Source organism: Colwellia chukchiensis, assembly GCF_002104455.1.
GTDB classification, from domain to species: Bacteria; Pseudomonadota; Gammaproteobacteria; order Enterobacterales; family Alteromonadaceae; genus Cognaticolwellia; species Cognaticolwellia chukchiensis.
In genome coordinates this window covers 23,897-44,805 of the sequence record NZ_NBOC01000020.1, presented here as the reverse complement: position 1 = coordinate 44,805, position 20,909 = coordinate 23,897, and the positions used below count along the sequence as shown (strand labels likewise).

Genomic DNA, 20,909 nt, shown 5'->3' with positions numbered 1-20,909 from the left:
AGACAAAAAAAAGGCCCCTCAAAAGAGGAGCGTCAAAAAACAATAATAAAACAAAACCGAGGGGAGAATCTCTTGCTAAGTAAGAGCGTTATAACTCGCATTAGTTCAAATTGATTATTGATTATTTTTGACATCGCCACCCAGAAAACACTAATCCCTTGTTTTAAATATAAAAATATTTTTATTTTGTTGTTATATTTTTTCAAGACCTCGCTGCTTAGCAATGATATTTAATATTTTTGTCAATTTTTTCGCTAAAAATCCTGTCACTACTTTCGGATTTTGCTGCAACAAATTTAATTCTGACTCCGTAATGGCGAGATAACAATCCTGAGCATGCAAACTCTGATCATAGATTAGTACATCGTCCGCTAAAAATAGGGGCTTTGCGCGCGCTGCTATTTGGCGTTGCTGGGCAAATTCAGTATGGCTTTGCAGCATAAATTTGATCTGAATAAGGTTTGCTTCATCGCCGTACCAATTAGCGGTCATGGTATGAAAATTTAGCTGTGCACTCAGCTTATTACTGATGGCGGCAATCTTGTTGAGTTGTGCCTGTAAATCTTCACTCACCACGATACTAATAGGCAGTGCGTCGTTCATCATATCCATTAATTCTACTACCTTAATTAAATTCTTATCATGCTAGCTCGTTGGCTTGCGGTTAGAGGCGAGCTAATCTAATGACTTGTTTCATTACCATCATCATCAAAAAGTAGCCTAGGTATTGCGCGCTGAGAAAAATCAGCATTTTTGGCCAAAAGGCAGTTTCTGGGCTAAAAAAGCTTAAAGCAAATATGGCCGGCGCCGTGATCAAGCGATAACCGGGCAAAGTGCTGTCAATAAAGGTGTAATGATAGCCAAAGGCCAACAAACCAAGCAGCACACCAATAACCCCAGCGCCTTGGGCTAAACGATAATTAATCTTCAACAATACCATAGCGCTCCATATTTATCGTGCTGCTTAGTGTTGGCATAAGTTAGCCTATTGGCGCACGGTAACCATAGCAAGATTTTTAGCTTACAAACTATTAACATGCTTGAATTTGAAACTCTAACCGTTACTATAGCTAGCCAATCGCTAACCTAGAATACTAACATGCAAAAATTAATGCCAGTGCTTAGCTTTGCTATAGCTTTATTGAGTTTTTCAAGTACCGCCGAGACAATAAAAGTTGCCTCGTGGAATATCGCTTGGCTTGGCTCTCATGAATACAATCAACGACAAGCAACCGATTACCAAAAATTAGCCCGCTATGCGCGTGAGTTAGATGCTGACGTTATTGCCTTGCAAGAAGTTGAAAGCGCAAAATGGGCAAAAAAAGTGTTTGGTGATGAGTATGATTACTTTTTTACCACTAAAGATTGGGTGCAACGCGTTGGTGTTGCGGTAAGAAAAACAAGCGGCTTGCAAGCAAAGGCGGTTGAATACAAAGCGCTAGATCAAGGCTTAGCTCGCCGCGGTATGGATGTCACGCTCAGTAAAAATGGTAAAAGTGTACGTTTACTCGCGGTACACATGAAATCTGGTTGTTTTCATCAACCTCTGGATCAAGCCAGCATTGCAAAAATGCCCAACAATGATGACAAACAGGCGTATGCAAAAACGGCCTGTGCTGAGCTAGCTAAGCAAGCAATTCCGTTAGAAGCCTGGGTTGATGCCCGCGCCAGCGAAGGGGTGCCATTTCTATTAGTGGGTGACTTTAACCGTCGCTTTGTTAACGATATCGCACTCAACTATAGTGAAGTGCAAGGCTTATGGCAGGCCATAGATGACCAAGGTGCAGAAGCGCTTTGGGCACCAACCATACACGCCGAGTCAAAGTGCTGGGATGGTAAGTACAAAGATTATATCGATCATATTATTTTTGATCCGAAAGCCAAGCGCCAGTACGTCGACAACTCATTTGCTCAGTTGGTATTTGATGGCAAATATAGCAAGCATTTGAGTCAAACCTTGAGCGATCACTGCCCTATTTCGGTACAACTGACGCTGTAACGGGGCATAGCCATGAGTAGTCAATCAAGCCCTCGCAATGAATGTGTGATTTTACTGCATGGCTTGGCTCGCTCGGCTCACTCTATGGATAAAATGGCGCAACGCTTATCAGAGCATGGCTATAAAGTATTAAATATTGATTATCCATCACGCGCTTACCCCATTGAACAATTAGCCGAACAAACCATCAGTGAAGCGCTCCAGCAATGCGCTAATATGCCGGTTAGCTTTGTTACCCACTCCATGGGAGGCATTTTAGTGCGACAGTTTCTTAGCAAGCACAGTATTGCAAACTTGAATCGAGTCGTCATGTTGGGCCCGCCTAATAAAGGCACTGAAGTCGTAGACAAGCTCTGCCACTTACCCGGCTTTCATTTGATCAATGGCGATGCTGGTATGCAGCTAGGCACTGGAGCTTTAAGCGTGCCAAATCAATTGGGTAAGGCAAATTTTGATGTGGGTATTATCGCTGGCACACAAAGTATTAATTTGCTGCTATCGTCACTGATCCCCGATGTTGATGATGGTAAAGTCTCGGTTGAAAACACCAAAATAGAGGGCATGAATGACCACATTACTTTGCCCACGACTCATGTATTTATGATGCGTAATAACGCGGTTATCGAGCAAGTGATTTACTACCTTCAACAGGGAAAGTTTCAACACTAATACTTTTGCTTTCAATCCGCTATTGCCTGCTCAGCGGTAATATGGCCGCTAAATTTACGCCATATTGAGCCTGCGTTAACAATAACAACAGAAAACTTTCGCGAGTAACCAGACACCACCACCGTATATGACAATTTAATGACTCTGCAAATAAACACTGGTAATCGACCAAGATTTTAGTATGGTGTTAAAGAGCTTCTGCAGTATTTAATGAATCTGGGGTGGGATCAAGATGAAATTAATGAACCGATTAACGCTAATAACCGTCGTATTATCCAGTGCTTTATCAAGCTTTACCTTTGCCAGTGACATGAAAATCACCGCAAAATCACAAATTATATCACCCGACAGTAAACTACACACCTACAGTGGTGACGTCAGAATCGCGTTTGCAAACGGTAATTTAGCGACTAAATCCAGTCAAGCAAGTTTTCAAAAAGATAAAACCGTTATGGAAGGCGACGTGGAAATTATTCTCAGTAATGCCATAGCCAAAACCCAGCGCGTGACCTTTATCCCTGCACAGCAAGGCATTATTGCCAAAATGGATAAAGTCACTTTTACATATAAATAAACGTGCACTGGCAAAGGGTTACTTTTCGATAACCACCTTGTCGTGCTGATCTATGATCATAGTAACGCTTTGGGCTGGGCCGCTTTGAAAGTCAACACTGGCAGAATAACCGATAAGGTCATCGGCACTTTTTTGATGTGGGTTTTTACTTTTTGTTGCTTTGGCTACTACCACCACGCGCTCAGCTTGCTGTAAGGTTAAATGGGGCAGCAAATACATACTTTGGTGTAGCGCAATTTCACTGGGCAGTTGTGACAACTTACCTTTAAAATTAGCCAAAGGTAAGCGCGTTCCTGGCTTAGTCGCGTAAACATACAACACCCAGTCGTCTGCATCTTCGGGCATTAAGTCGCTGGCAATATCAAGTTGCACATGAATGCTTCGACTAGCTTGTTTTGTTACCTTAGTTTCCGCTTGCGTTAAATTGGGCATTAATAAACACACCAATAAAGCGCTTGTTAGTAGTAATATTTTTCTCATCGTCAGCACCTTAGCTCGCCATTAGCTTAGTCCGATAATTAAGGGGAAATTTAGACTTATAGTTGTACCATTGCCCTATTTAGCAGTGCAAGTAACTGACAGCTGATGAGTAACAAATTGACCATAAAGCTGACCTAGCGCAATAGATCAAATATTTTTAAAGCCGGCACTGATAACAAGTGCCATTAATCGACTTCTTACCCTGCTTGCTCATCATCATTAGATTTGATCAAGCCGCGCAGGCGATCACGGTATTTATCGCGCGCCAACGCTTGCATATCAGTGACCGTATCGCTTTCATCGACAATTTCACGCCCTAGCAAGGTTTCTATGGCATCTTCTAGCGTGACTACACCTGACGTTTGACCGTATTCATCTTCAACTAAGTACATATGCACATGGTATTTAATGAATAAATCAAGCAGTTGCTGTACGGGTAGCTTTTCTGAGACTGCGGTTAGTTCGGTAACAAAATTTCGTATTGGCTCAGCACCTTGGCCATTACGCTCTGCTTCGTATAAATCACCTTTGATCACTTTACCAACATTATCATCGATATTAGCGCCGTAAACCGGCATACGGGTAAATTGACTGGTTTTAGGATGATTTAATGCCTCAGTTACTGTCATATCTTGATGTAACATATGCACTACTGTGCGTGGCGTAAACACATCGGCTGTGCGTAACTCACGCAAGTTCAGCATATTAGATAAATATTCATTTTCTTGCGAAAACAGGCTGCCATCTTTATGGCCTAATGAGGCTAGTGCTATGATTTCTTCTCGGGTTATTTCGCTGGCTTTATCTTGTTTAAAGGTGCGTGTTAAACGTGTTGATAACCATACCAAGGGATAAACAATACGTACCAACCAAGCAATAATATGTGCCGATGGTACCGCCAAATTACGCCAAAAAGTTGCCCCTAAGGTTTTTGGGATAATTTCTGAAAAATACAAAATAACCAAGGTAAGCAATACAGCTATTAGGGTTTCCCATTTTTCACCAAAAACACGTATTGCTTGTGCACCCACACCTGCAGCGCCCATAGTATGGGCAAAAGTATTTAAAATTAAAATACTGGCCAACGACTCTTCAAGGCGGGTTTTAACTTTTGCTAATACAGCGCCCGATTTGGGCTTTTCGGTTTGGGTTTGCTCAACATAACTCGGCGTTATTGAGAGTAAAACGGCTTCGAGTACCGAGCACAAAAAAGATACACCAATGGCAATTGCTAAATAGATTAAAAGTAACGTCACGCGTTTATTCCATATCAGGGAGAAATAGATTTCCTGATGTATAGCATACCACAATGTCAGCCATTTCTAGGCCTTTGTCTGCGCTAGTTTTAACGTTTGTATAAAAATCCATCAAAAACGCTTCATTTATTGCAAGCAACAAAGTTTAAGGTTGTGCCAGTAGTTTTAAAGCTTTTAACTCCGTGCGTTCAATTTCTTGGGCATAAATTGCGGTCGGATTTTCAGCAATATCTGTGTACAACACCACTTTACTATCAGTAACTTGAATACCATAACCCGCTGACGTTAGATAAATGCCACCCGCATAACGGCCCGAGGTGCTCAGCCAATTATCCTTGTTGTCATTGAGCCAAGACTTAAGTAACTGATATTGAGCACTTTCGGCATTCAACACCACTCTAGCTTTACTGTCAGTACTTAAATACACGGTGATTTCTTGGTCAAGTGGCACCTCCACCGTTTTAGTACAAGCCATAATGGTAAACAGTAACAAAGTAAGCAGAAAATATTTTTTCATCGTTGGACCTATATCTATAGTTAGTGAAATTATCACGCCACGTTAAGGCATTTAATTTGCTCAAGCTAAAATTTTACTTTTGTGACATTTTACACTTTTGCGCAATTATTTTTTTGATAAGCCTCAATGTTCGCCATAATAATGTGCCACGCTTAAGCAAGCAATTGCTAAGTTTACTTCTGCTGCTAAGCTGTATTTAACTGGCCAATACGGCTTTCACCATGCTAAATATTAGCGTTTTACCACAAGTTACGACAGGAACAACGATGAACCATTACATTGACGGCTTTGTTTTACCTATTTCGCGCAAAGCCTTGAGCAATTATCAAAAGCTAGTTGAAGCCGTCGGGGCGATCTGGTTAGAACATGGCGCATTGGAATACAGGGAGTACCTCGGTGATGATTTAACCTTGGCCGGCACGCGTTCATTTGCTGAACTTGTGGCGGCAACACAGGATGATGTCCTGATATTTGGCTGGGTGGTATTTCCTTCACGCGCCGCGCGCGATGCCATCAACGCCAAAGTTGCCGCGGATCCAAGAATGACCGACTTAATCACAGCATCACAAACGGGTTTTGATGCTAAGCAGATGGCCTATGGTGGTTTTCAACCGCTCGTGCAATACCCTAACAACAAAGACAACGACCAATAGCGCCCACTACCATCGATTACAGCTTGTTCGAGCTAACTTTTGTATGCTCAAACAAGCCCTTTTAGCAAACGCCGAACCTCAAGCGAGAATCAGGATAAATTACGCATACTGAGCGAATTAATTATCCTTAAGCTTAATGCAGCGCTGAGTTAGCCAAAAATCAACAAGGCATTGCGCTTAATCTATTAATAAATATTGAAAGGTGGCGAGCAGTTTTTCGGCAATGTAATCATCTTCATGGCCCACTAAGCTTAATTTAGATAGTCCCACCGACTTAACACACGTCGTGTATATCTCGCTTTCGGTTTTAGTACTCGCATCTGTCACTCCATCTTGCAATAAAACCTCTTTATCGGTGCCACAACCATTTTTTTGCTGCCAAAACGCTATGGTATCGTCGACCGATGCAATATTGCCATTGCTACGACCACTGTAAGGTACATCACGATCTGACTGGCTATGCAGGTGATGAACCGCGACAGGTGTTGCAGTTGCACAATTTTCAAAATTACCGCGGTATTGCCCCGCCAGGGAGATTATTGCTGTTAAGCGCTCCGGCATTTGACAAGCTAACTTATAAGCCATAAAACCACCCGCCGAATAACCAAAGATAAACACCTTGCTGTCAGTAAAGCTGTACTGACTTTCAATATCATCAATTAACGCGCTCAGATAATCGATATCTTTACTGCTTGTTAAGCTGTTGTTAGTGCTATCCCACTGGTAATCTGAGCCATTACCTTCTGGGGCGATACTGACCAAATTAAATTGCTCGGCAATATGTTTGGCATTAAAAATATTAGCGACTTTTGTCGGTTTGCCTGGCGCACCGTGTAAGAATATCGCAACACCGGCATACTGGTTTTGGCTTGCAGGCGCAAAGGTAATAGCGGCTCTGCCATCAATCACAGCACAGGATTGACTATCATCTATTATACTTTGTCCACACTGGTTGGCAGGCGGCACACTAGGCGCTGCAACGTTATGGCTTTCACTAGTACCTCCGCCGCCACACGCCATTAATGTCCCGCAAAGTAACATACTCAAGGTTAAGTGTTTGGTTTTCGTCAGTTTATTGTTATACATAATTTATCCTCTTTATAAAGCAGTAAACAGCTTGTTAAAGTGGATAAAAAAGAGCAATAATGAGTCAGTAATGAAAAAGTAATGGTTTTATAATGGTAATAAAAACAAAGGTTAACACTCAGTAATGGTCTTCGAATTTGGCACTTTTAATCTCAATATACAAGACTGTTCACTGACGCATAACGGGCAAACAATTGCCATAGAGCCGAAAATATTTGCCTTGCTGTGCTTTTTTTGCCAAAACCCGCAACGAGCAATTTCACGCGATGAACTTATTGAAAAAGTATGGCAGGGACGCATTGTCAGTAATGCTGCCATAAACCGAGCTGTTGGCGAGCTAAGAAAAATTATTGAAACCGATGTTAAAGCGCCACACTATATTGTCACCATTAATAAGGTCGGCTACCGCTTTAATGCCGAGCTTAAGCCGCAAACTAACAACCCAGACGTTTCGCTACCTAGTGCAAACCTAGCGAACACGGACCACAAAAATGTCAAACACTACGGGATATATTTCGCGGTTATCGCGCTGATGATACTGGCAGCGTTTTTTTACCAATCAACTAAGCGCCATAGCAACCCAGATCTCAGCTTTGAACTGTCGCCAGCAACACCATTAACCACCTTAAAAGGCAGTGCTTTTAAGCCACAGCTATTTAGTAATGGCGCTGCGATTTTTCTGCATCGTGATAGCAAAAACAACAATGTGCAATTGTGGTTACAAACCGCCAATGCCGCTGCCCAACAATTAACCCACGACAGCTTTTATTACACTTATGCAATATTTAAAGATGCTAACACCATTCTGGCAACACGTTTTGATAACTTAAACGCCAGAAATTGCCAAATCATCGAAATCAATATCGCCAGTGGAGAAATTAAAGCAGTGGCAAGTTGCGCTAAAAGAGCTGTGACTTACTTGGCGTTTGACGCTAACGCCCGCAAACTGTACTTTAACTATCGCGACAGCGTATCGCAGCCATTCGCTATTCGCAGTTTGCAATTAGATACCGGCCGTATTCAACAGTTAACCCACGCCAATCCCGCCGGTAATGCCCGTGGCGACTATTTGTTTGCGTTATCAGCAAACGCTGAGCAAATGGCAATATTAGAATATCAACAAGACGCCAGCGCGCTACTGAAAATTACCAATATTAATAAACCCACGCAAGTTGCGCGTTATCAAGCATTTGAAGGCGTTAGTGCCATTAGCTGGTTGAACCATCAAACTGTATTAATCACCACTTATGATGGCGTCATTGCTTATGATTTTATTGAAGATAAAAGCAACTACCTGATACAGGGGAACAACATATCACAAGCGACTTACGCGCCTACGCTAGCGCTTTTATCCTATGTAAAGTTTGATGTTACGCGCAACCTTTATCAGCGCTCATTCTCAAACACAGACCAAGAGCATGCAATCACGCACTCAGCCTATGCTAACTTTTTACCAAGCTATGCCAATCATTCTAATGCGCTTGTTTATTTTTCAACGGACGCAGGACGCGTTGATTTTCAGCACTTAGATCACGCCGGCAAAATATCACCATTGAATTTTCCTGAGCCAATTAAGCACTTTGGTAACTTAGTGTGGTCGCACGACGATAGCACTATTTTTGCCAGCGTAAACTCTAAGCTTTTTCAGTACTCAATGGCCAGTGCGAAGTGGCAAATGATAGCAACCAATTTACAAAGCATTCATTATATAGGCGTGATCGATGAGCAGCGCTTAGTGTTAAGCAGCGATGACAGTGGTGACTGGCAGCTTTGGCAGCTCGACTTAACATCAGCTAAAGCAACGCAACTCACTAAAAATGGTGGCTATAGCGCAAACTACCATGGCCGCACAAAAAGCTTACTGCTAAGCAAATATAGTCAAGCCGGCTTATTTTCTTTTGACTTGGCCAGTAAAACTGAAGTCAAACTGATAGAGCACTTTAAAATTACCGACTGGAATAAATGGCAAATTCGCGGCGATAATATTTATTATTGGCAGCAGAATGCGCTAATCAAGCAAAGTATAAACCGTGAGCAATCATCAATAATTTGGCAAGATACTGACTCTCCGCCAGCGCACTTTAGTATTAACTTTGATGCGACTAAAATCGCCTACAGTGTTACCGAGCAAGAAAAGTCAACCATTTGGAAAAACACAATAAAACAACAAGGCAATCATTAAAAATCAACAAAAAGCTCATGTTAATTCACAGTTGCAGGTTCACATTAACAGCAATAGCCCTTAAAATAAGCCCAGCGATTAGGTCGAGGTTGATATGCAAAAAAACAGTGCTAGGATATTAGCGTTATTATTGATGATGGTGGCCTTTATTGGTCAAACCATGACCTTTAATAGCAGCATTCCCTGTCAATCGTCAGCCAATACACAGCTCAGCACGCTTAATGAGTCGCTAAAACAAAACGACCCTAGCGCACTGACCATTGAAAATAACGAAGACTGCTGTGGCTTTACCTGCTGCGACCTCGATTGCAGTTGCTATGCTAATAGTTGCGCGTCATTAATATTTTTTACATTTAATGCACGCACTCTAAAAGCACTTTCCTTAACTGACGCTATTGCCAGCCCTTATGAGGCGTCAATCAAACTTTTCATTAACTCGCCCTACCGCCCTCCTATTTTTATTACTTAGAAATATTTATTTACCCAAAACTATAATTATCGATTTCTCGTGCGCCAGTACAACACTTTTAGCTGACGCGCAAAAACTACTCTAAGGCATAAAAATGTTTAAAAAAACCTTTGCCACCGCATTAGCCATCTTATTGATTCCTGGCTTAGCTTATGGCGATGAAAATAAAAATGAGCACGCACATGATCACCAAGAACAAGAACATCATGCGCATAGCGATGACGCAATAGAAAGAATCCAAGTCAGGGCTTCACGATTAGGCCGTATTGTCACCGAATCAGCAACGCGAACAGAAATTATTAACGGCGAAGAAATTCAAGAAAAAGCCATTATGCGACCGGGCAATATTTCCATGTTAGTCGCCGAAACAGGCGGTGTTAGAGTACAAACCACCTCTCCTGCTTTAGGTAGCGCAAATATTCGCCTACAAGGACTTTATGGACGCTATACACAATTATTAAGTGACGGCTTGCCATTATACGGCGGGCAAACCGCCTCAATTGGTTTATTACAAATTCCACCCACTGACCTTGCCAATGTTGAGATTATCAAGGGTGCGGCGTCTTCACTGTATGGCGGCTCAGCGCTAGGTGGCGTTATCAATCTGATCTCACGCACGCCTACCGATGAGTTTACCGGCGAAGTATTGGTTAATGCCACCTCTAAAGATGGTCAAGATATTACTTCTTATTTTGCTGCGCCAATAAACAATCAATTAAGCGCGTCTGTAACCGCGGGTATTCACCACCAAGCACAGCAAGATTTAGATGCCGACGGTTGGCTGGATATGGCGGGTTATGAAAGAGGCAGTGTTCGACCTCGTTTTTATTGGCAAAATGACTCAGGTGCAAACCTCTATTTAACGCTGGGCGCCATGAAAGAGCAACGTCAAGGCGGCACACGAGCAGGGGCAACTTTGCCAGATGGCAGTGAATTTGTTCAAAACCAAAATACCCGCAGAACTGATATTGGCTTTATTTATGATCAACCATTTGCCGATGTACTCAACCTCAATGTTCGAGGCTCAGCCATGAACCAAGACCACGAACATCAATTTGGCGCCGTGCGCGAAGACGACAGCCACCAAAGTTACCTGCTTGAATCCAGTGTTTCTGGCTATAGTGATGAAACCGCTTGGTTACTTGGCGTAGCATTGCAGTCTGAAAAATACCACGCCACTGACTTTGCTGAGTTTAATTATTCATATCAGGTACCTGGGCTATTTTCACAGCTAGATTATGAAGCAAGTGACAATATCTCGCTGTCTATGAGCGCCCGTGCCGATTGGCATAGTGAATACGGTACCCAAGTCAGCCCACGAGTATCGGTATTATATCGACCAGAAAACTGGACCTTTAGAGGCGCATACGGCAAAGGCTTTTTTGCCCCAACGCCCTTTATTGAAGACATTGATGAAACCGGCTTATCGCGCCTAGCACCGCTAGAAAACCTTGAAGAAGAGCGAGCAACTACAGCGTCAATCGACATGAGTTACCTAGTCGGCGACTTAGAGTCCAGTGTTACCTTATTTGCTTCCGACATTGAAAATGTTACAGAATTAGCCTTAATCGATCAGCCTGAGGCCTATTTTGGCAAACAAGTACGCCTTGTTAATGCGACTGGCGAAAGTAAAATTCGCGGTGCTGAATTATTGCTTCGCTACCGCTGGCACGATATCAAGTTTACCGGCAGTTACCTTTACACGGATGCCACTAAAGCCAGCGACTCTGGCTTTAATCGCTTGCCAATAGCGCTGACACCACAACATAGTGCCGGCTTAGTAGTAATGTGGGAAGAACATGGCAGCCACCTAGTTGGCTTTGAAGCCTACTATACTGGCACACAACAACTTGAAAACAATCCCTATCGACAGCGTAGCGAGCCTTATTGGCATTTGGGGCTATTGGGACAAATCACCCTAGGTAAAGTGAGCTATTTTATCAATGCTGAGAACTTGTTGAATGTACGCCAAACCAAACAAGACCCGTTAGTATTACCCGAGCAGGCACCAAGCGGTCGTTGGACGACCGATATTTGGTCTAGAAATGATGGCTTTACCGTCAATGCCGGCATTCGCTTTCAATTTGGTAGTTAGCACCTAGCGAAACTTAAACCTTTGATTATAATAAATTGATCAATAAGGCCACCTAAAGCTTAGGTGGCCTTATTGCTGCGTTAGTGCTGATATCTAAGTTATAAACCACTCATTTCTTTATTGACAGCATAAATTTCATGCCAATGATTTTTAAAGACTTTATCGTAATTAGATTGAAAAGCTTTATAACTGCCTTTGCCATATATTTCCTCAAAGTGTTTTACAAACTCCCAATCCTCATCCATTTCAGCCCACGCATCGAAAGATGAAAGGCCCATTAAATGCCGATCACTTTTATTGCCCTGAATAAACATATTCTCCATGACTGCCCAATATTTAACTTTGCCAATCTTATCGAGCGTTTTTTTCACTTGCGACATTAAATATTTAATTACCGCCGGCTCTTGGTTTTGAGCAACCGTTAAGTATCTGGCGGTAAATTTATCAGGATCGTCGGCTTTCGCATCCAAATTATTTATTACCAAGCCGTCCATAACTCGCCAAATTTCACTTTCATGGTAAGCGGTTATATAGGGGTTAATATTCTCGGCCCAATCTTGATCATGCTTTTTATCATCGGCACGGGCGTCTAGTTCAGAAAAGCTCACTGGCCCCATTACCCAAATCAACTGATTGGCATTTGGACCATAAACAATATTATATATTTTGGTTTTAAGGGGGGCTTTGACATGATACTTCTTAATATGAGCTCGCATATTTTCAGTGAACTTTTCTGCATGCTCGTTATCGATAGAAAACCGAAATGTATCCCATTGAGCATAGCTTTTAGCGTCTTCGGCGATTGCCGACAGTGTGAAGAAAACCATCACAATTAGTGTTGATATTTTTTTCATAATAGTACCTTGTTGTATACTATTACAGCGTTAAACCAAGTGATCTAACGCAGAAGTCAATAATATGAATTGAAAACAATGCCAGTATAGTCAAGAATTTTTACCTTGCCTAATTCGTGTTCAAGCAAATAGCTGAGAGAAATTATCATCGCTTTATTTAGGTGACCAAAATCACTATGTCACTGCAGGCGACTAAAAAAGGTATTATTGCCTATTGACGAAGAGAAGGCTCATATGTGTTATGTGCTTACTTTTGAAACCATTTATCAATATCTTTAGGGTTAGATTTGACAAACTTTCGAATAAATATGGCAACAATAAGATAAAAGATCACCATGAAAATTGAGCCACCTAATGTAATATTATCGAAAGCCCCCTGAGGATAAAGGCTTGCAGTAGCTCCAACGCCAAACATTATGAAAATACTCCAAAAAGCTACTTTTTGATTATGACTCATAAATCCACTCCATCGAAAAACACATAGACATAAAATAACGTTGGGTATGCTAAAGAATAACGTTGGGTGTCCTAATATTTAATAAACTTGTAAGAAGTACTGATTTTCACCAACCCTCCAAGTGAGAACCAACTTCCTCACCCCTTTCTGCTTCTGATTTAGCAAGATAGCGTAACCGATTGTTTTCGTCCTTTAAACTTATCCGGTGAAAAAATATGCATAGACCCAAATAAGATAGCCAAAAGAATATTAGGAGGCCAACAAACAATAGCGTTTTTTCAGGTAAATCTAAACCACCTCTAAAGAAGGTGATTGGCATACCTATTAGTGCAACAAGCCAATAGTGCAACAAGCCAAAAAATATGTAGAAATGACTTTTTCGCCGCTACCTTTAATATTCTCATATTATAAAAAGACAACTCAGTTCCCTCTGGCACTTTTAACGAATGATATGGACTCCCTTACCAAACGGCATCTATGTGCCATATTGAAAGGTGTTAAAACGTTCAGTTAAAGGAGAGTCCATAAGCCTTTAATTAAAGCTGTTGACATTGATTTAGCCAAGTTAGTTTTTAGTATTCACGGTATTGACCAACATGACAAGTGTGAATTTCGCAAAACAGTTAAGCGAAACAAGCTGTTAGCCTAAATAACAAAGCAAGTATTTTAAGGACAATACATTATATAAATAACTCCGCCAATCAAAGACAATGATATAAATTTTGCTTCTCTATAAATTTATTAAGCTAATCTAGCTTGTAAAGAAACAAAACAGTCAATTTTACCCACACGAATATCAGCGAGACGTTGCTTAGGAATTTCAATCTATTTAGTTTGGTGATTTCAGTGGAATATTAACGCTTGCTGTCGATGTCCACTAATCCATTGTCTACCTGTGTGGGCAGCAAAAGCATTAAGCTCTGCTAGAAAAAACGTTGGGTATCCTAATATTTCTTGTAGTTTAGGCGCTTTACTAAGTTAAAAGAAACCGCCTAAGTTCTTGGTCTTGACGCATTATGTGTAATATGAAAATTTTTCCGTTCTCAAATTTATAGAAGATTCGACAAGGGTTTACTACAACCTCTCGATAACTTAACGCCGGAATTTCAACAGGCACTTTTCCTGACTCCGAGTGACTTGCTACTCGCTCTATTTTCGAAAAAATAGTATTGACTAGTTTCTCAGCTGCAAATTGGTTTGATACCGAGATGTAATCTGCGATGTCATTAAGCTCATTTAATGCTGGAACCATCCAAACTATTTCAGCCATTTTTTCATTTGATCTTTAGCTGACTGGTTTGAAAGTACATGGCCTTCCCGTATAGCTTTTTCACCAAGAGCAATTCCCTCTAAAATAGCCATGCGTTTTTGCATCATTTCAAAGTCATCTACATCGACTAAATACGCTGACGGTTGTCCATGCTCTGTGATTAGTACTGGCTCTTTAGATGTGTTGAGTTCTGCTAAGATTTTTGTAGCTTGTCTCTTTAAGGTTGTAACTAATTCGACTCTCATGACAATCACCTTGGAAGTTAAAGTGCTACTATAGAATCACTACAACTCGGGGATTCAATAGTAAAGCTAACGGTAATTATCTAGACGTCTTAGTAATGTCCGCCTACAACATGCGCTTTAAAGCGACAAAAACACAAAACAATTCAATATTTTATCAAGGTAATGCCTGAACAAAAGTACTTTACGGCACAAATTTCATTAAAAGACGCTATCAAGCCCCTGTGGATCTTCGAATATTTCAAGAATGAGTGATCAGGGATGATAAACCCTATAGACAAGCAAGTGAATTTATTTATGGCTTTTCGTGTCAAACATCATGAGAAAATTGCTCTTATATCTATAAATAACGAGAATATTACTATCCGATGTTGGAGTTGAGCCAGATATTCATTTAACTTGCCTTTTTATTCAAGCGTCGATTTAAATCTTGCTAGATGGGTGATGAATTAAATCAAATCTGACAGTCGCAAAAGCCACCACAGCGGTCATTCACGTGAGTGTCTTTTTATGACTTTAAAGTGTGCCGATTGCAGTCGATTTTCAAAAGCTAACTTTACATAGATAGTTAATGATTCAATGAAGAATAGTAACCACCTTCACCCTTCATTTAAGATGGTAAAGTTTATTCTTTAACGTAACATGTATTTTTATGTTTTTATGCCCTTTAAACCTCATTTTGGTGCCTTTAAGCACCCAAATAACGAAGTTTTAAGTCATTGATATTAAGGTGTTTTTATTGGTGGCTTTTTTGTGTATTGATGATAATCTTCTCGAATTATCACTTGGAGGGCAATTATGCTAACAACGAACAAAACCTTTATCGACCACGACTTTTCTAACCAAGACCTCAAAGATATGCACTTTAAGCAGTGTAATTTCTATAACTGTAACTTTAATAGGTCTGATCTAACGGATATCAAATTTATTGAGTGCAACTTTGTCGAGCAAGGTGTCGATGATGGGTGTCGATTTGATTATGCCAACTTACGAGATGCCAGCTTTAAGGGGTGTAGATTATCTATGTCTAGTTTTATCGGAGCGAATTGCTTAGGTATTGAATTCAGGGAATGTGACTTGAAAGGTGCTAATTTTTCTAAAGTGAGTTTTGAAAATAAAATATCACGTAATGCATACTTTTGCTCGGCATACATCACTGGTTGTAATTTATCTTATGCAAACTTTGCTGGAGTACGCATTGAGAAATGTGACTTATTTGAAAACCGCTGGAGTGGTGCAAATCTTCAAGGTGCTTCACTTACAAATTCAGACTTAAGCCGAAGTGAGTTTTCAGAAGATGCTTGGGAGCAATTCCAAATGCAAGGCTGCGACTTAACACATACAGAATTAAATGGTCTCAACATTCGAAGAGTAAGGCTTGATGGGGTTAAAATTTGTGATTGGCAACAAGAGCAACTGCTAGATAGCTTAGGAGTTATCATATTACCAAGCTAAATAGGCAAACTATTAACTTAAATTTAAGCCTATTAGCTCCTTATGGAGTTAATATTATAAATTGTTCTATACATGTTTTCTAATATCTCAAAGAATACATCAAGTGATAGAAGGTCAATGACAGCAAAGAGCTTAAAGTTCACAATAGACCATACTTAGTTCTCCTTTAATAACGGAGAACTATCATGTTTACTTTAACCGTTTATAAACCATCAGAGCCTTGGAATAAAAACAAAATTGTTGGACAGAAATTACCGCTTAAGCTGCAACAAATTTGGGCAATTCGAATCAGGCTTGAATTAGTAAATAATATAAGAGATCTTGCTCTTTTTAACCTTGCTATTGATAGTAAGTTAAGAGGATGCGATTTAGTAACTCTAAAAATAAGAGATATTGCTCACGGAAAAACTATTCAGTCGAGGGCTATTATTGTTCAACAAAAGACAGGATTACCAGTTCAATTTGAACTTACCGAAAACACTCGTAATTCAGTTCAAAGTTTAATTACAAATTTTCAACTAAGCTCAAATGATTATTTATTCAAATCTCGTATTCATTCATCAGAACACCTATCAACACGTCAGTATGGAAGGATTGTTGATGCTTGGGTTTCCATGATTGGTTTAGATCAAACCCAATATGGAACTCATACGATGAGAAGAACGAAGCCATCATTGATATACAAAAAAACTAAAAATTTACGAGCGTGCCAATTGTTGCTAGGTCATCGAAAGCTTGAAAGCACTGTCAGGTATTTAGGGATAGAGGTAGATGATGCTCTTGAGATTTCAGAAAGTATCGATTCTTAATAATATGCCAGTTCTACATTTAGGAACTGGCATCTACGCCACCACAGCGGTCATTCACGTGAGTGTCTTTTTATGACTTTAAAGTGTGCCGATTGCAGTCGATTTTCAAAAGCTAACTTTACATAGATAGTTAATGATTCAATGAAGAATAGTAACCACCTTCACCCTTCATTTAAGATGGTAAAGTTTATTCTTTAACGTAACATGTATTTTTATGTTTTTATGCCCTTTAAACCTCATTTTGGTGCCTTTAAGCACCCAAATAACGAAGTTTTAAGTCATTGATATTAAGGTGTTTTTATTGGTGGCTTTTTTGTGTATTGATGATAATCTTCTCGAATTATCACTTGGAGGGCAATTATGCTAACAACGAACAAAACCTTTATCGACCACGACTTTTCTAACCAAGACCTCAAAGATATGCACTTTAAGCAGTGTAATTTCTATAACTGTAACTTTAATAGGTCTGATCTAACGGATATCAAATTTATTGAGTGCAACTTTGTCGAGCAAGGTGTCGATGATGGGTGTCGATTTGATTATGCCAACTTACGAGATGCCAGCTTTAAGGGGTGTAGATTATCTATGTCTAGTTTTATCGGAGCGAATTGCTTAGGTATTGAATTCAGGGAATGTGACTTGAAAGGTGCTAATTTTTCTAAAGTGAGTTTTGAAAATAAAATATCACGTAATGCATACTTTTGCTCGGCATACATCACTGGTTGTAATTTATCTTATGCAAACTTTGCTGGAGTACGCATTGAGAAATGTGACTTATTTGAAAACCGCTGGAGTGGTGCAAATCTTCAAGGTGCTTCACTTACAAATTCAGACTTAAGCCGAAGTGAGTTTTCAGAAGATGCTTGGGAGCAATTCCAAATGCAAGGCTGCGACTTAACACATACAGAATTAAATGGTCTCAACATTCGAAGAGTAAGGCTTGATGGGGTTAAAATTTGTGATTGGCAACAAGAGCAACTGCTAGATAGCTTAGGAGTTATCATATTACCAAGCTAAATAGGCAAACTATTAACTTAAATTTAAGCCTATTAGCTCCTTATGGAGTTAATATTATAAATTGTTCTATACATGTTTTCTAATATCTCAAAGAATACATCAAGTGATAGAAGGTCAATGACAGCAAAGAGCTTATTGCGGTCTGTTAGGTTTTGTAAAGCTGTGATATTTATTAAAGTACTAATTCAAGCTGCTCTTGTTTGTCCCATGTTGTATAAACCTTTGCCATTAAAAAGTCTTGTAAACCTTGTGTCTTTTTGAAGATGAATGGTGGAATATCTGCTTTGAACCCTGCTTGATGCAGACTACTTAGTACCTTTCCTCGGCTAGCATTGTTTAGAGCTGACCAACGTTCAATACAGGTGTAATTCGCTAGAAACTGGGCAATTGAAGCACCAGCAATCATATGTTTGTTTTTGGTGCTCGGTAGCTCTACAAGCACGCCTTGTTTAGCTAACATTAGTACTTGGTTACGAGGAATGCATAAAATGTTTTTAGCGCGTGTTAATGAAATTGAATGCTCATTTTTTAAATATGTAGTTTCTAGGTGATTGGCAATTACTTTTTCGTTTATTGATATTGCCTCAACTAGTGTTTCAGCAGCGGAATTAATGTGAATCGGTAATTCATATAAGTAGATTTGCATGATGAAATCATCAGTTGTCATGGTGAACGTTTTCATCAGGTCAGTTGGACTAGTTAGTGGTGTTGTGTTTGCAATATTTTCAGAGTTTATTTTTACTGATTGCTTAATAAAGTCAGTAGTATCAATGAAACTAAACCGTCCACGACCTACGGGTGCTAATGATGAAATCGACGGGATTTTAAATATCCTTCTCGTTAGCTCTAAACTACAGCCTGTCATTTGAGAAAAACCATGCTGGTCGAGTTGATGTATAAGGCTAATATCAGCAGCTTTCATGCTTAAATCTGTTACCGAGTTATTTCGAGCATTGCAGCTAGTAAATTGATGAGAAGGAAGAAAATTGGTTAAAGGCGATACATTGCAAAGGCTTGGCTTTATAGCGTTTACCAGCCAGTTCAGGTGCAGCTTTTGCTGCAACGTTATTAGTGGATAGAAAACTGCGTTACTACCAAAAACTTCATAATCACTTCTCACATGCGCCATTGAATGACACCAATCCTCAATAACATTTCTGTCAGTTAACATGTCATATGCTTGGGTAGACAGTTTGGTCCAGTCAACGTTACACTTTGGTAGCTGCTTAATACCGTGATGTACAGAGTCGTATGGTCTTAAAGCTCTCATACAAGCAGTTAAGAGATCTTCTAAAAAATCGGCTTGCGCTTGTCCATTTAAGCGATAGAAATGAAGTACATGATCAGGAGCAACTTGTTGTTCTTGTTGATGAGCAATTTCAGCCCAAGATGCAAAACAATTACTGCACCCATATTCTAATAGTTCTTGATCCCACTTGAATTTTTCACCACAACAGCAATGAGTCATTAACTTCAAATTATGCTTCGGGCAGTGTGTGATCGGATATAGTTGCCATTGAGTATTGGTTAAACTTTTCTCAGCTAGGCATGATGGACACACATGAGGGTGTGTATCCATCATTGGTTTTACGCCTATCCGGTTTGATTGTGATTTCGTTTCAGCGATATGTATCGGTGAAAACACCGACACATCTTCTATATCAACTAATTTTTTTACAAAGTCCAAAAGGCTAGCATCACTGCTTTCGATACAAATGTTTTTATCACCCTTATGCTCAGTAAAAAGACGTTTTACACTGTCATAATCATTGGCACTAGATAATCTAACGATAAAACTTCGAATGCTCTCTAAAGGCTTTGGAGCAAGACTAGTCATTAGTTCCACTATGCTTTCTCCTTGCCTTTATTTTTGGACTTTCCTTTGCCCTTTAGTAGTAGCTTTGTGAGGCCAACTTCAACTTGGGCTAATGTTGCAGAAAAAGGATTAAACAATAGTTCAGTATCTTCTGGCTGAAACTCGACATAAGCTTTTGCTAGAACCTCCTGTGTGATTGCCTTCGTGCTACCAGCAATTTCTATGGCTTCCATGAATAATGGCGTTAAAAAACCAAACAAACCTCCTGTTGCTGCAAAAAGGCGCTTAAGCATACCTTCTGATGTTAGGTTAACCTCACACTCAAGAATTACTTGATACTGCTTAACGAGAGATTTCCAGTGTTCAGTACCTACTTCATACGGCGCTAGAACATGGAGGCGACGATTTCGACGAAACAGTTGTCTTTCATGTTTGAATCGAGTTTTTCCTGTCAACAATGACTTACTGCTTTCCATACCTACACACACTACTGGAATTCTAGTATCAGTCATGATGGTTTTAATTGCGTCAGCCGCATGTTGAATTGATATACTTGAGGACTCTCGTGTTAAGTGTTGAGTTTCATCAATAATAATCAGTTCAGTTTTCGCTGCGATTAATCGCGATACCAATCTACCTTGTATATTCTCCTCGGTTCCTGAAATAGTCTTTAGCTCAGTTAGGTTTCTTAACAATCGAGATACCATCACTTTCGACGTAGCCTTTTCGGGCAAACTTGCATAGAGCACAGGAACAATTTTCTGACCATCTTCAATATATCGCGGGGATTCTTCAACATATTGCTCTGATAACCACGACTTACCGCTCCCAGATTCACCAATAAATGACATTGATTGAACACATTTAGTACCACGAGTTGCCCGGCAGCGGTCAAACTTCTGCTTGATAATAGTAATGTCTGGCGTTTTAATTTTTCGCTCTAAAAACACCAAGGAATCATCAAGTAGTTCACAATCATTTGCCGCCTGTAATTTAGTCATATCGATAG

At 40.1% G+C, this 20,909-nt stretch carries 22 protein-coding genes and 1 pseudogene; 11 read left to right on the top strand and 12 right to left on the bottom strand.

From position 1 onward, the window contains the following. Positions 1–192: 192 nt before the first annotated feature. Together B6K83_RS16290 and B6K83_RS16285 are read right to left on the bottom strand one after the other, a co-directional pair. Positions 193–612, bottom strand: a complete 420-nt coding sequence (locus tag B6K83_RS16290; protein WP_085285926.1) for a hypothetical protein — start codon at positions 610–612, stop codon at positions 193–195. A gap of 52 nt (positions 613–664) precedes the next feature. Continuing rightward, positions 665–940, bottom strand: coding sequence for a hypothetical protein (locus B6K83_RS16285; RefSeq protein ID WP_085285925.1), 276 nt, complete (start codon positions 938–940; stop codon positions 665–667). A gap of 159 nt (positions 941–1,099) precedes the next feature. Here B6K83_RS16285 and B6K83_RS18180 point away from each other — a divergent pair, with 159 nt between their 5' ends. The 3 genes from B6K83_RS18180 (at position 1,100) to B6K83_RS16275 (ending at position 3,242) form a co-directional block, all read left to right on the top strand. After that, the gene (locus B6K83_RS18180; RefSeq protein ID WP_092251492.1) at positions 1,100–1,999 is read left to right on the top strand and encodes an endonuclease/exonuclease/phosphatase family protein; all 900 of its coding nucleotides are present in this window, start codon (positions 1,100–1,102) and stop codon (positions 1,997–1,999) included. Between the two features lie 12 nt (positions 2,000–2,011). Then, positions 2,012–2,668, top strand: a complete 657-nt coding sequence (locus B6K83_RS18175) for an esterase/lipase family protein (RefSeq protein ID WP_092251490.1) — start codon at positions 2,012–2,014, stop codon at positions 2,666–2,668. Between the two features lie 232 nt (positions 2,669–2,900). Beyond that, positions 2,901–3,242 carry a hypothetical protein gene (locus B6K83_RS16275; protein WP_085285924.1) on the top strand — a complete coding sequence of 114 codons (342 nt, stop codon included), beginning with the start codon at positions 2,901–2,903 and terminating at the stop codon, positions 3,240–3,242. Positions 3,243–3,260: 18 nt separating this feature from the next. Here B6K83_RS16275 and B6K83_RS16270 read toward each other — a convergent pair whose 3' ends face one another. From B6K83_RS16270 to B6K83_RS16260, 3 genes are all read right to left on the bottom strand, one after another. Continuing rightward, positions 3,261–3,722 (bottom strand): c-type cytochrome biogenesis protein CcmI/CycH, encoded by a 462-nt coding sequence (locus B6K83_RS16270; protein ID WP_085285923.1) that lies wholly within the window; start codon positions 3,720–3,722, stop codon positions 3,261–3,263. Between the two features lie 197 nt (positions 3,723–3,919). Then, complete coding sequence (locus B6K83_RS16265; protein WP_085285922.1) at positions 3,920–4,978, bottom strand: CNNM domain-containing protein; 1,059 nt, start codon at positions 4,976–4,978, stop codon at positions 3,920–3,922. Positions 4,979–5,123: 145 nt separating this feature from the next. Beyond that, positions 5,124–5,495, bottom strand: a complete 372-nt coding sequence (locus B6K83_RS16260) for a hypothetical protein (protein ID WP_085285921.1) — start codon at positions 5,493–5,495, stop codon at positions 5,124–5,126. A 266-nt stretch (positions 5,496–5,761) separates the two neighbouring features. On the opposite strand from B6K83_RS16260, the gene B6K83_RS16255 reads away from it, so the two are divergent. Continuing rightward, on the top strand, positions 5,762–6,148 hold the full coding sequence (locus B6K83_RS16255) for a DUF1428 domain-containing protein (protein ID WP_158088371.1): 387 nt from the start codon (positions 5,762–5,764) through the stop codon (positions 6,146–6,148). A 177-nt stretch (positions 6,149–6,325) separates the two neighbouring features. Here the strand turns inward: B6K83_RS16255 and B6K83_RS16250 are convergent, their stop codons facing one another. Continuing rightward, a complete protein-coding gene (locus B6K83_RS16250; RefSeq protein WP_085285919.1) occupies positions 6,326–7,234 on the bottom strand; it encodes an alpha/beta hydrolase family esterase in 909 nt (302 codons plus the stop codon). Positions 7,235–7,358: 124 nt separating this feature from the next. Here B6K83_RS16250 and B6K83_RS16245 point away from each other — a divergent pair, with 124 nt between their 5' ends. The 3 genes from B6K83_RS16245 to B6K83_RS16235 all read left to right on the top strand — a co-directional run bounded on the left by B6K83_RS16245 (position 7,359) and on the right by B6K83_RS16235 (position 11,980). Next, positions 7,359–9,416: a winged helix-turn-helix domain-containing protein gene (locus tag B6K83_RS16245; RefSeq protein ID WP_085285918.1), complete on the top strand. Its 2,058-nt coding sequence runs from the start codon at positions 7,359–7,361 to the stop codon at positions 9,414–9,416. A gap of 94 nt (positions 9,417–9,510) precedes the next feature. Continuing rightward, on the top strand, positions 9,511–9,885 hold the full coding sequence (locus B6K83_RS16240; protein ID WP_085285917.1) for a hypothetical protein: 375 nt from the start codon (positions 9,511–9,513) through the stop codon (positions 9,883–9,885). A gap of 94 nt (positions 9,886–9,979) precedes the next feature. Further along, complete coding sequence (locus B6K83_RS16235) at positions 9,980–11,980, top strand: TonB-dependent receptor plug domain-containing protein (protein ID WP_085285916.1); 2,001 nt, start codon at positions 9,980–9,982, stop codon at positions 11,978–11,980. Positions 11,981–12,078: 98 nt separating this feature from the next. On the opposite strand, the gene B6K83_RS16230 is transcribed toward B6K83_RS16235, so the two are convergent. Together B6K83_RS16230 and B6K83_RS16225 are read right to left on the bottom strand one after the other, a co-directional pair. Continuing rightward, a complete protein-coding gene (locus B6K83_RS16230; RefSeq protein WP_085285915.1) occupies positions 12,079–12,834 on the bottom strand; it encodes a hypothetical protein in 756 nt (251 codons plus the stop codon). 247 nt (positions 12,835–13,081) lie between these two features. Beyond that, complete coding sequence (locus B6K83_RS16225; RefSeq protein ID WP_085285914.1) at positions 13,082–13,291, bottom strand: hypothetical protein; 210 nt, start codon at positions 13,289–13,291, stop codon at positions 13,082–13,084. Positions 13,292–13,826: 535 nt separating this feature from the next. Here B6K83_RS16225 and B6K83_RS16220 point away from each other — a divergent pair. Then, positions 13,827–13,934, top strand: a pseudogene (locus B6K83_RS16220) (IS110 family transposase); the annotation flags it as partial. 330 nt (positions 13,935–14,264) lie between these two features. Here the strand turns inward: B6K83_RS16220 and B6K83_RS16215 are convergent. Both B6K83_RS16215 and B6K83_RS16210 read right to left on the bottom strand, forming a co-directional pair. Further along, positions 14,265–14,561, bottom strand: a complete 297-nt coding sequence (locus tag B6K83_RS16215; protein WP_085285913.1) for a type II toxin-antitoxin system RelE/ParE family toxin — start codon at positions 14,559–14,561, stop codon at positions 14,265–14,267. Beyond that, a complete protein-coding gene (locus B6K83_RS16210; protein ID WP_085285912.1) occupies positions 14,549–14,806 on the bottom strand; it encodes a type II toxin-antitoxin system Phd/YefM family antitoxin in 258 nt (85 codons plus the stop codon). Before B6K83_RS16210 ends, B6K83_RS16215 begins: the two co-directional genes overlap by 13 nt. A gap of 795 nt (positions 14,807–15,601) precedes the next feature. Here B6K83_RS16210 and B6K83_RS16205 point away from each other — a divergent pair. The 3 genes from B6K83_RS16205 (at position 15,602) to B6K83_RS16195 (ending at position 18,084) form a co-directional block, all read left to right on the top strand. Then, positions 15,602–16,258: a Qnr family pentapeptide repeat protein gene (locus B6K83_RS16205; protein ID WP_085285910.1), complete on the top strand. Its 657-nt coding sequence runs from the start codon at positions 15,602–15,604 to the stop codon at positions 16,256–16,258. Positions 16,259–16,443: 185 nt separating this feature from the next. Next, positions 16,444–17,067 (top strand): tyrosine-type recombinase/integrase, encoded by a 624-nt coding sequence (locus B6K83_RS16200; RefSeq protein WP_085285911.1) that lies wholly within the window; start codon positions 16,444–16,446, stop codon positions 17,065–17,067. Positions 17,068–17,427: 360 nt separating this feature from the next. After that, positions 17,428–18,084, top strand: coding sequence for a Qnr family pentapeptide repeat protein (locus tag B6K83_RS16195; protein WP_085285910.1), 657 nt, complete (start codon positions 17,428–17,430; stop codon positions 18,082–18,084). 172 nt (positions 18,085–18,256) lie between these two features. On the opposite strand, the gene B6K83_RS16190 is transcribed toward B6K83_RS16195, so the two are convergent. Together B6K83_RS16190 and B6K83_RS16185 are read right to left on the bottom strand one after the other, a co-directional pair. Further along, a complete protein-coding gene (locus B6K83_RS16190) occupies positions 18,257–19,921 on the bottom strand; it encodes a TniQ family protein (protein ID WP_233144071.1) in 1,665 nt (554 codons plus the stop codon). A gap of 8 nt (positions 19,922–19,929) precedes the next feature. After that, a complete protein-coding gene (locus B6K83_RS16185; protein ID WP_158088370.1) occupies positions 19,930–20,901 on the bottom strand; it encodes a TniB family NTP-binding protein in 972 nt (323 codons plus the stop codon). Positions 20,902–20,909: the final 8 nt, after the last annotated feature.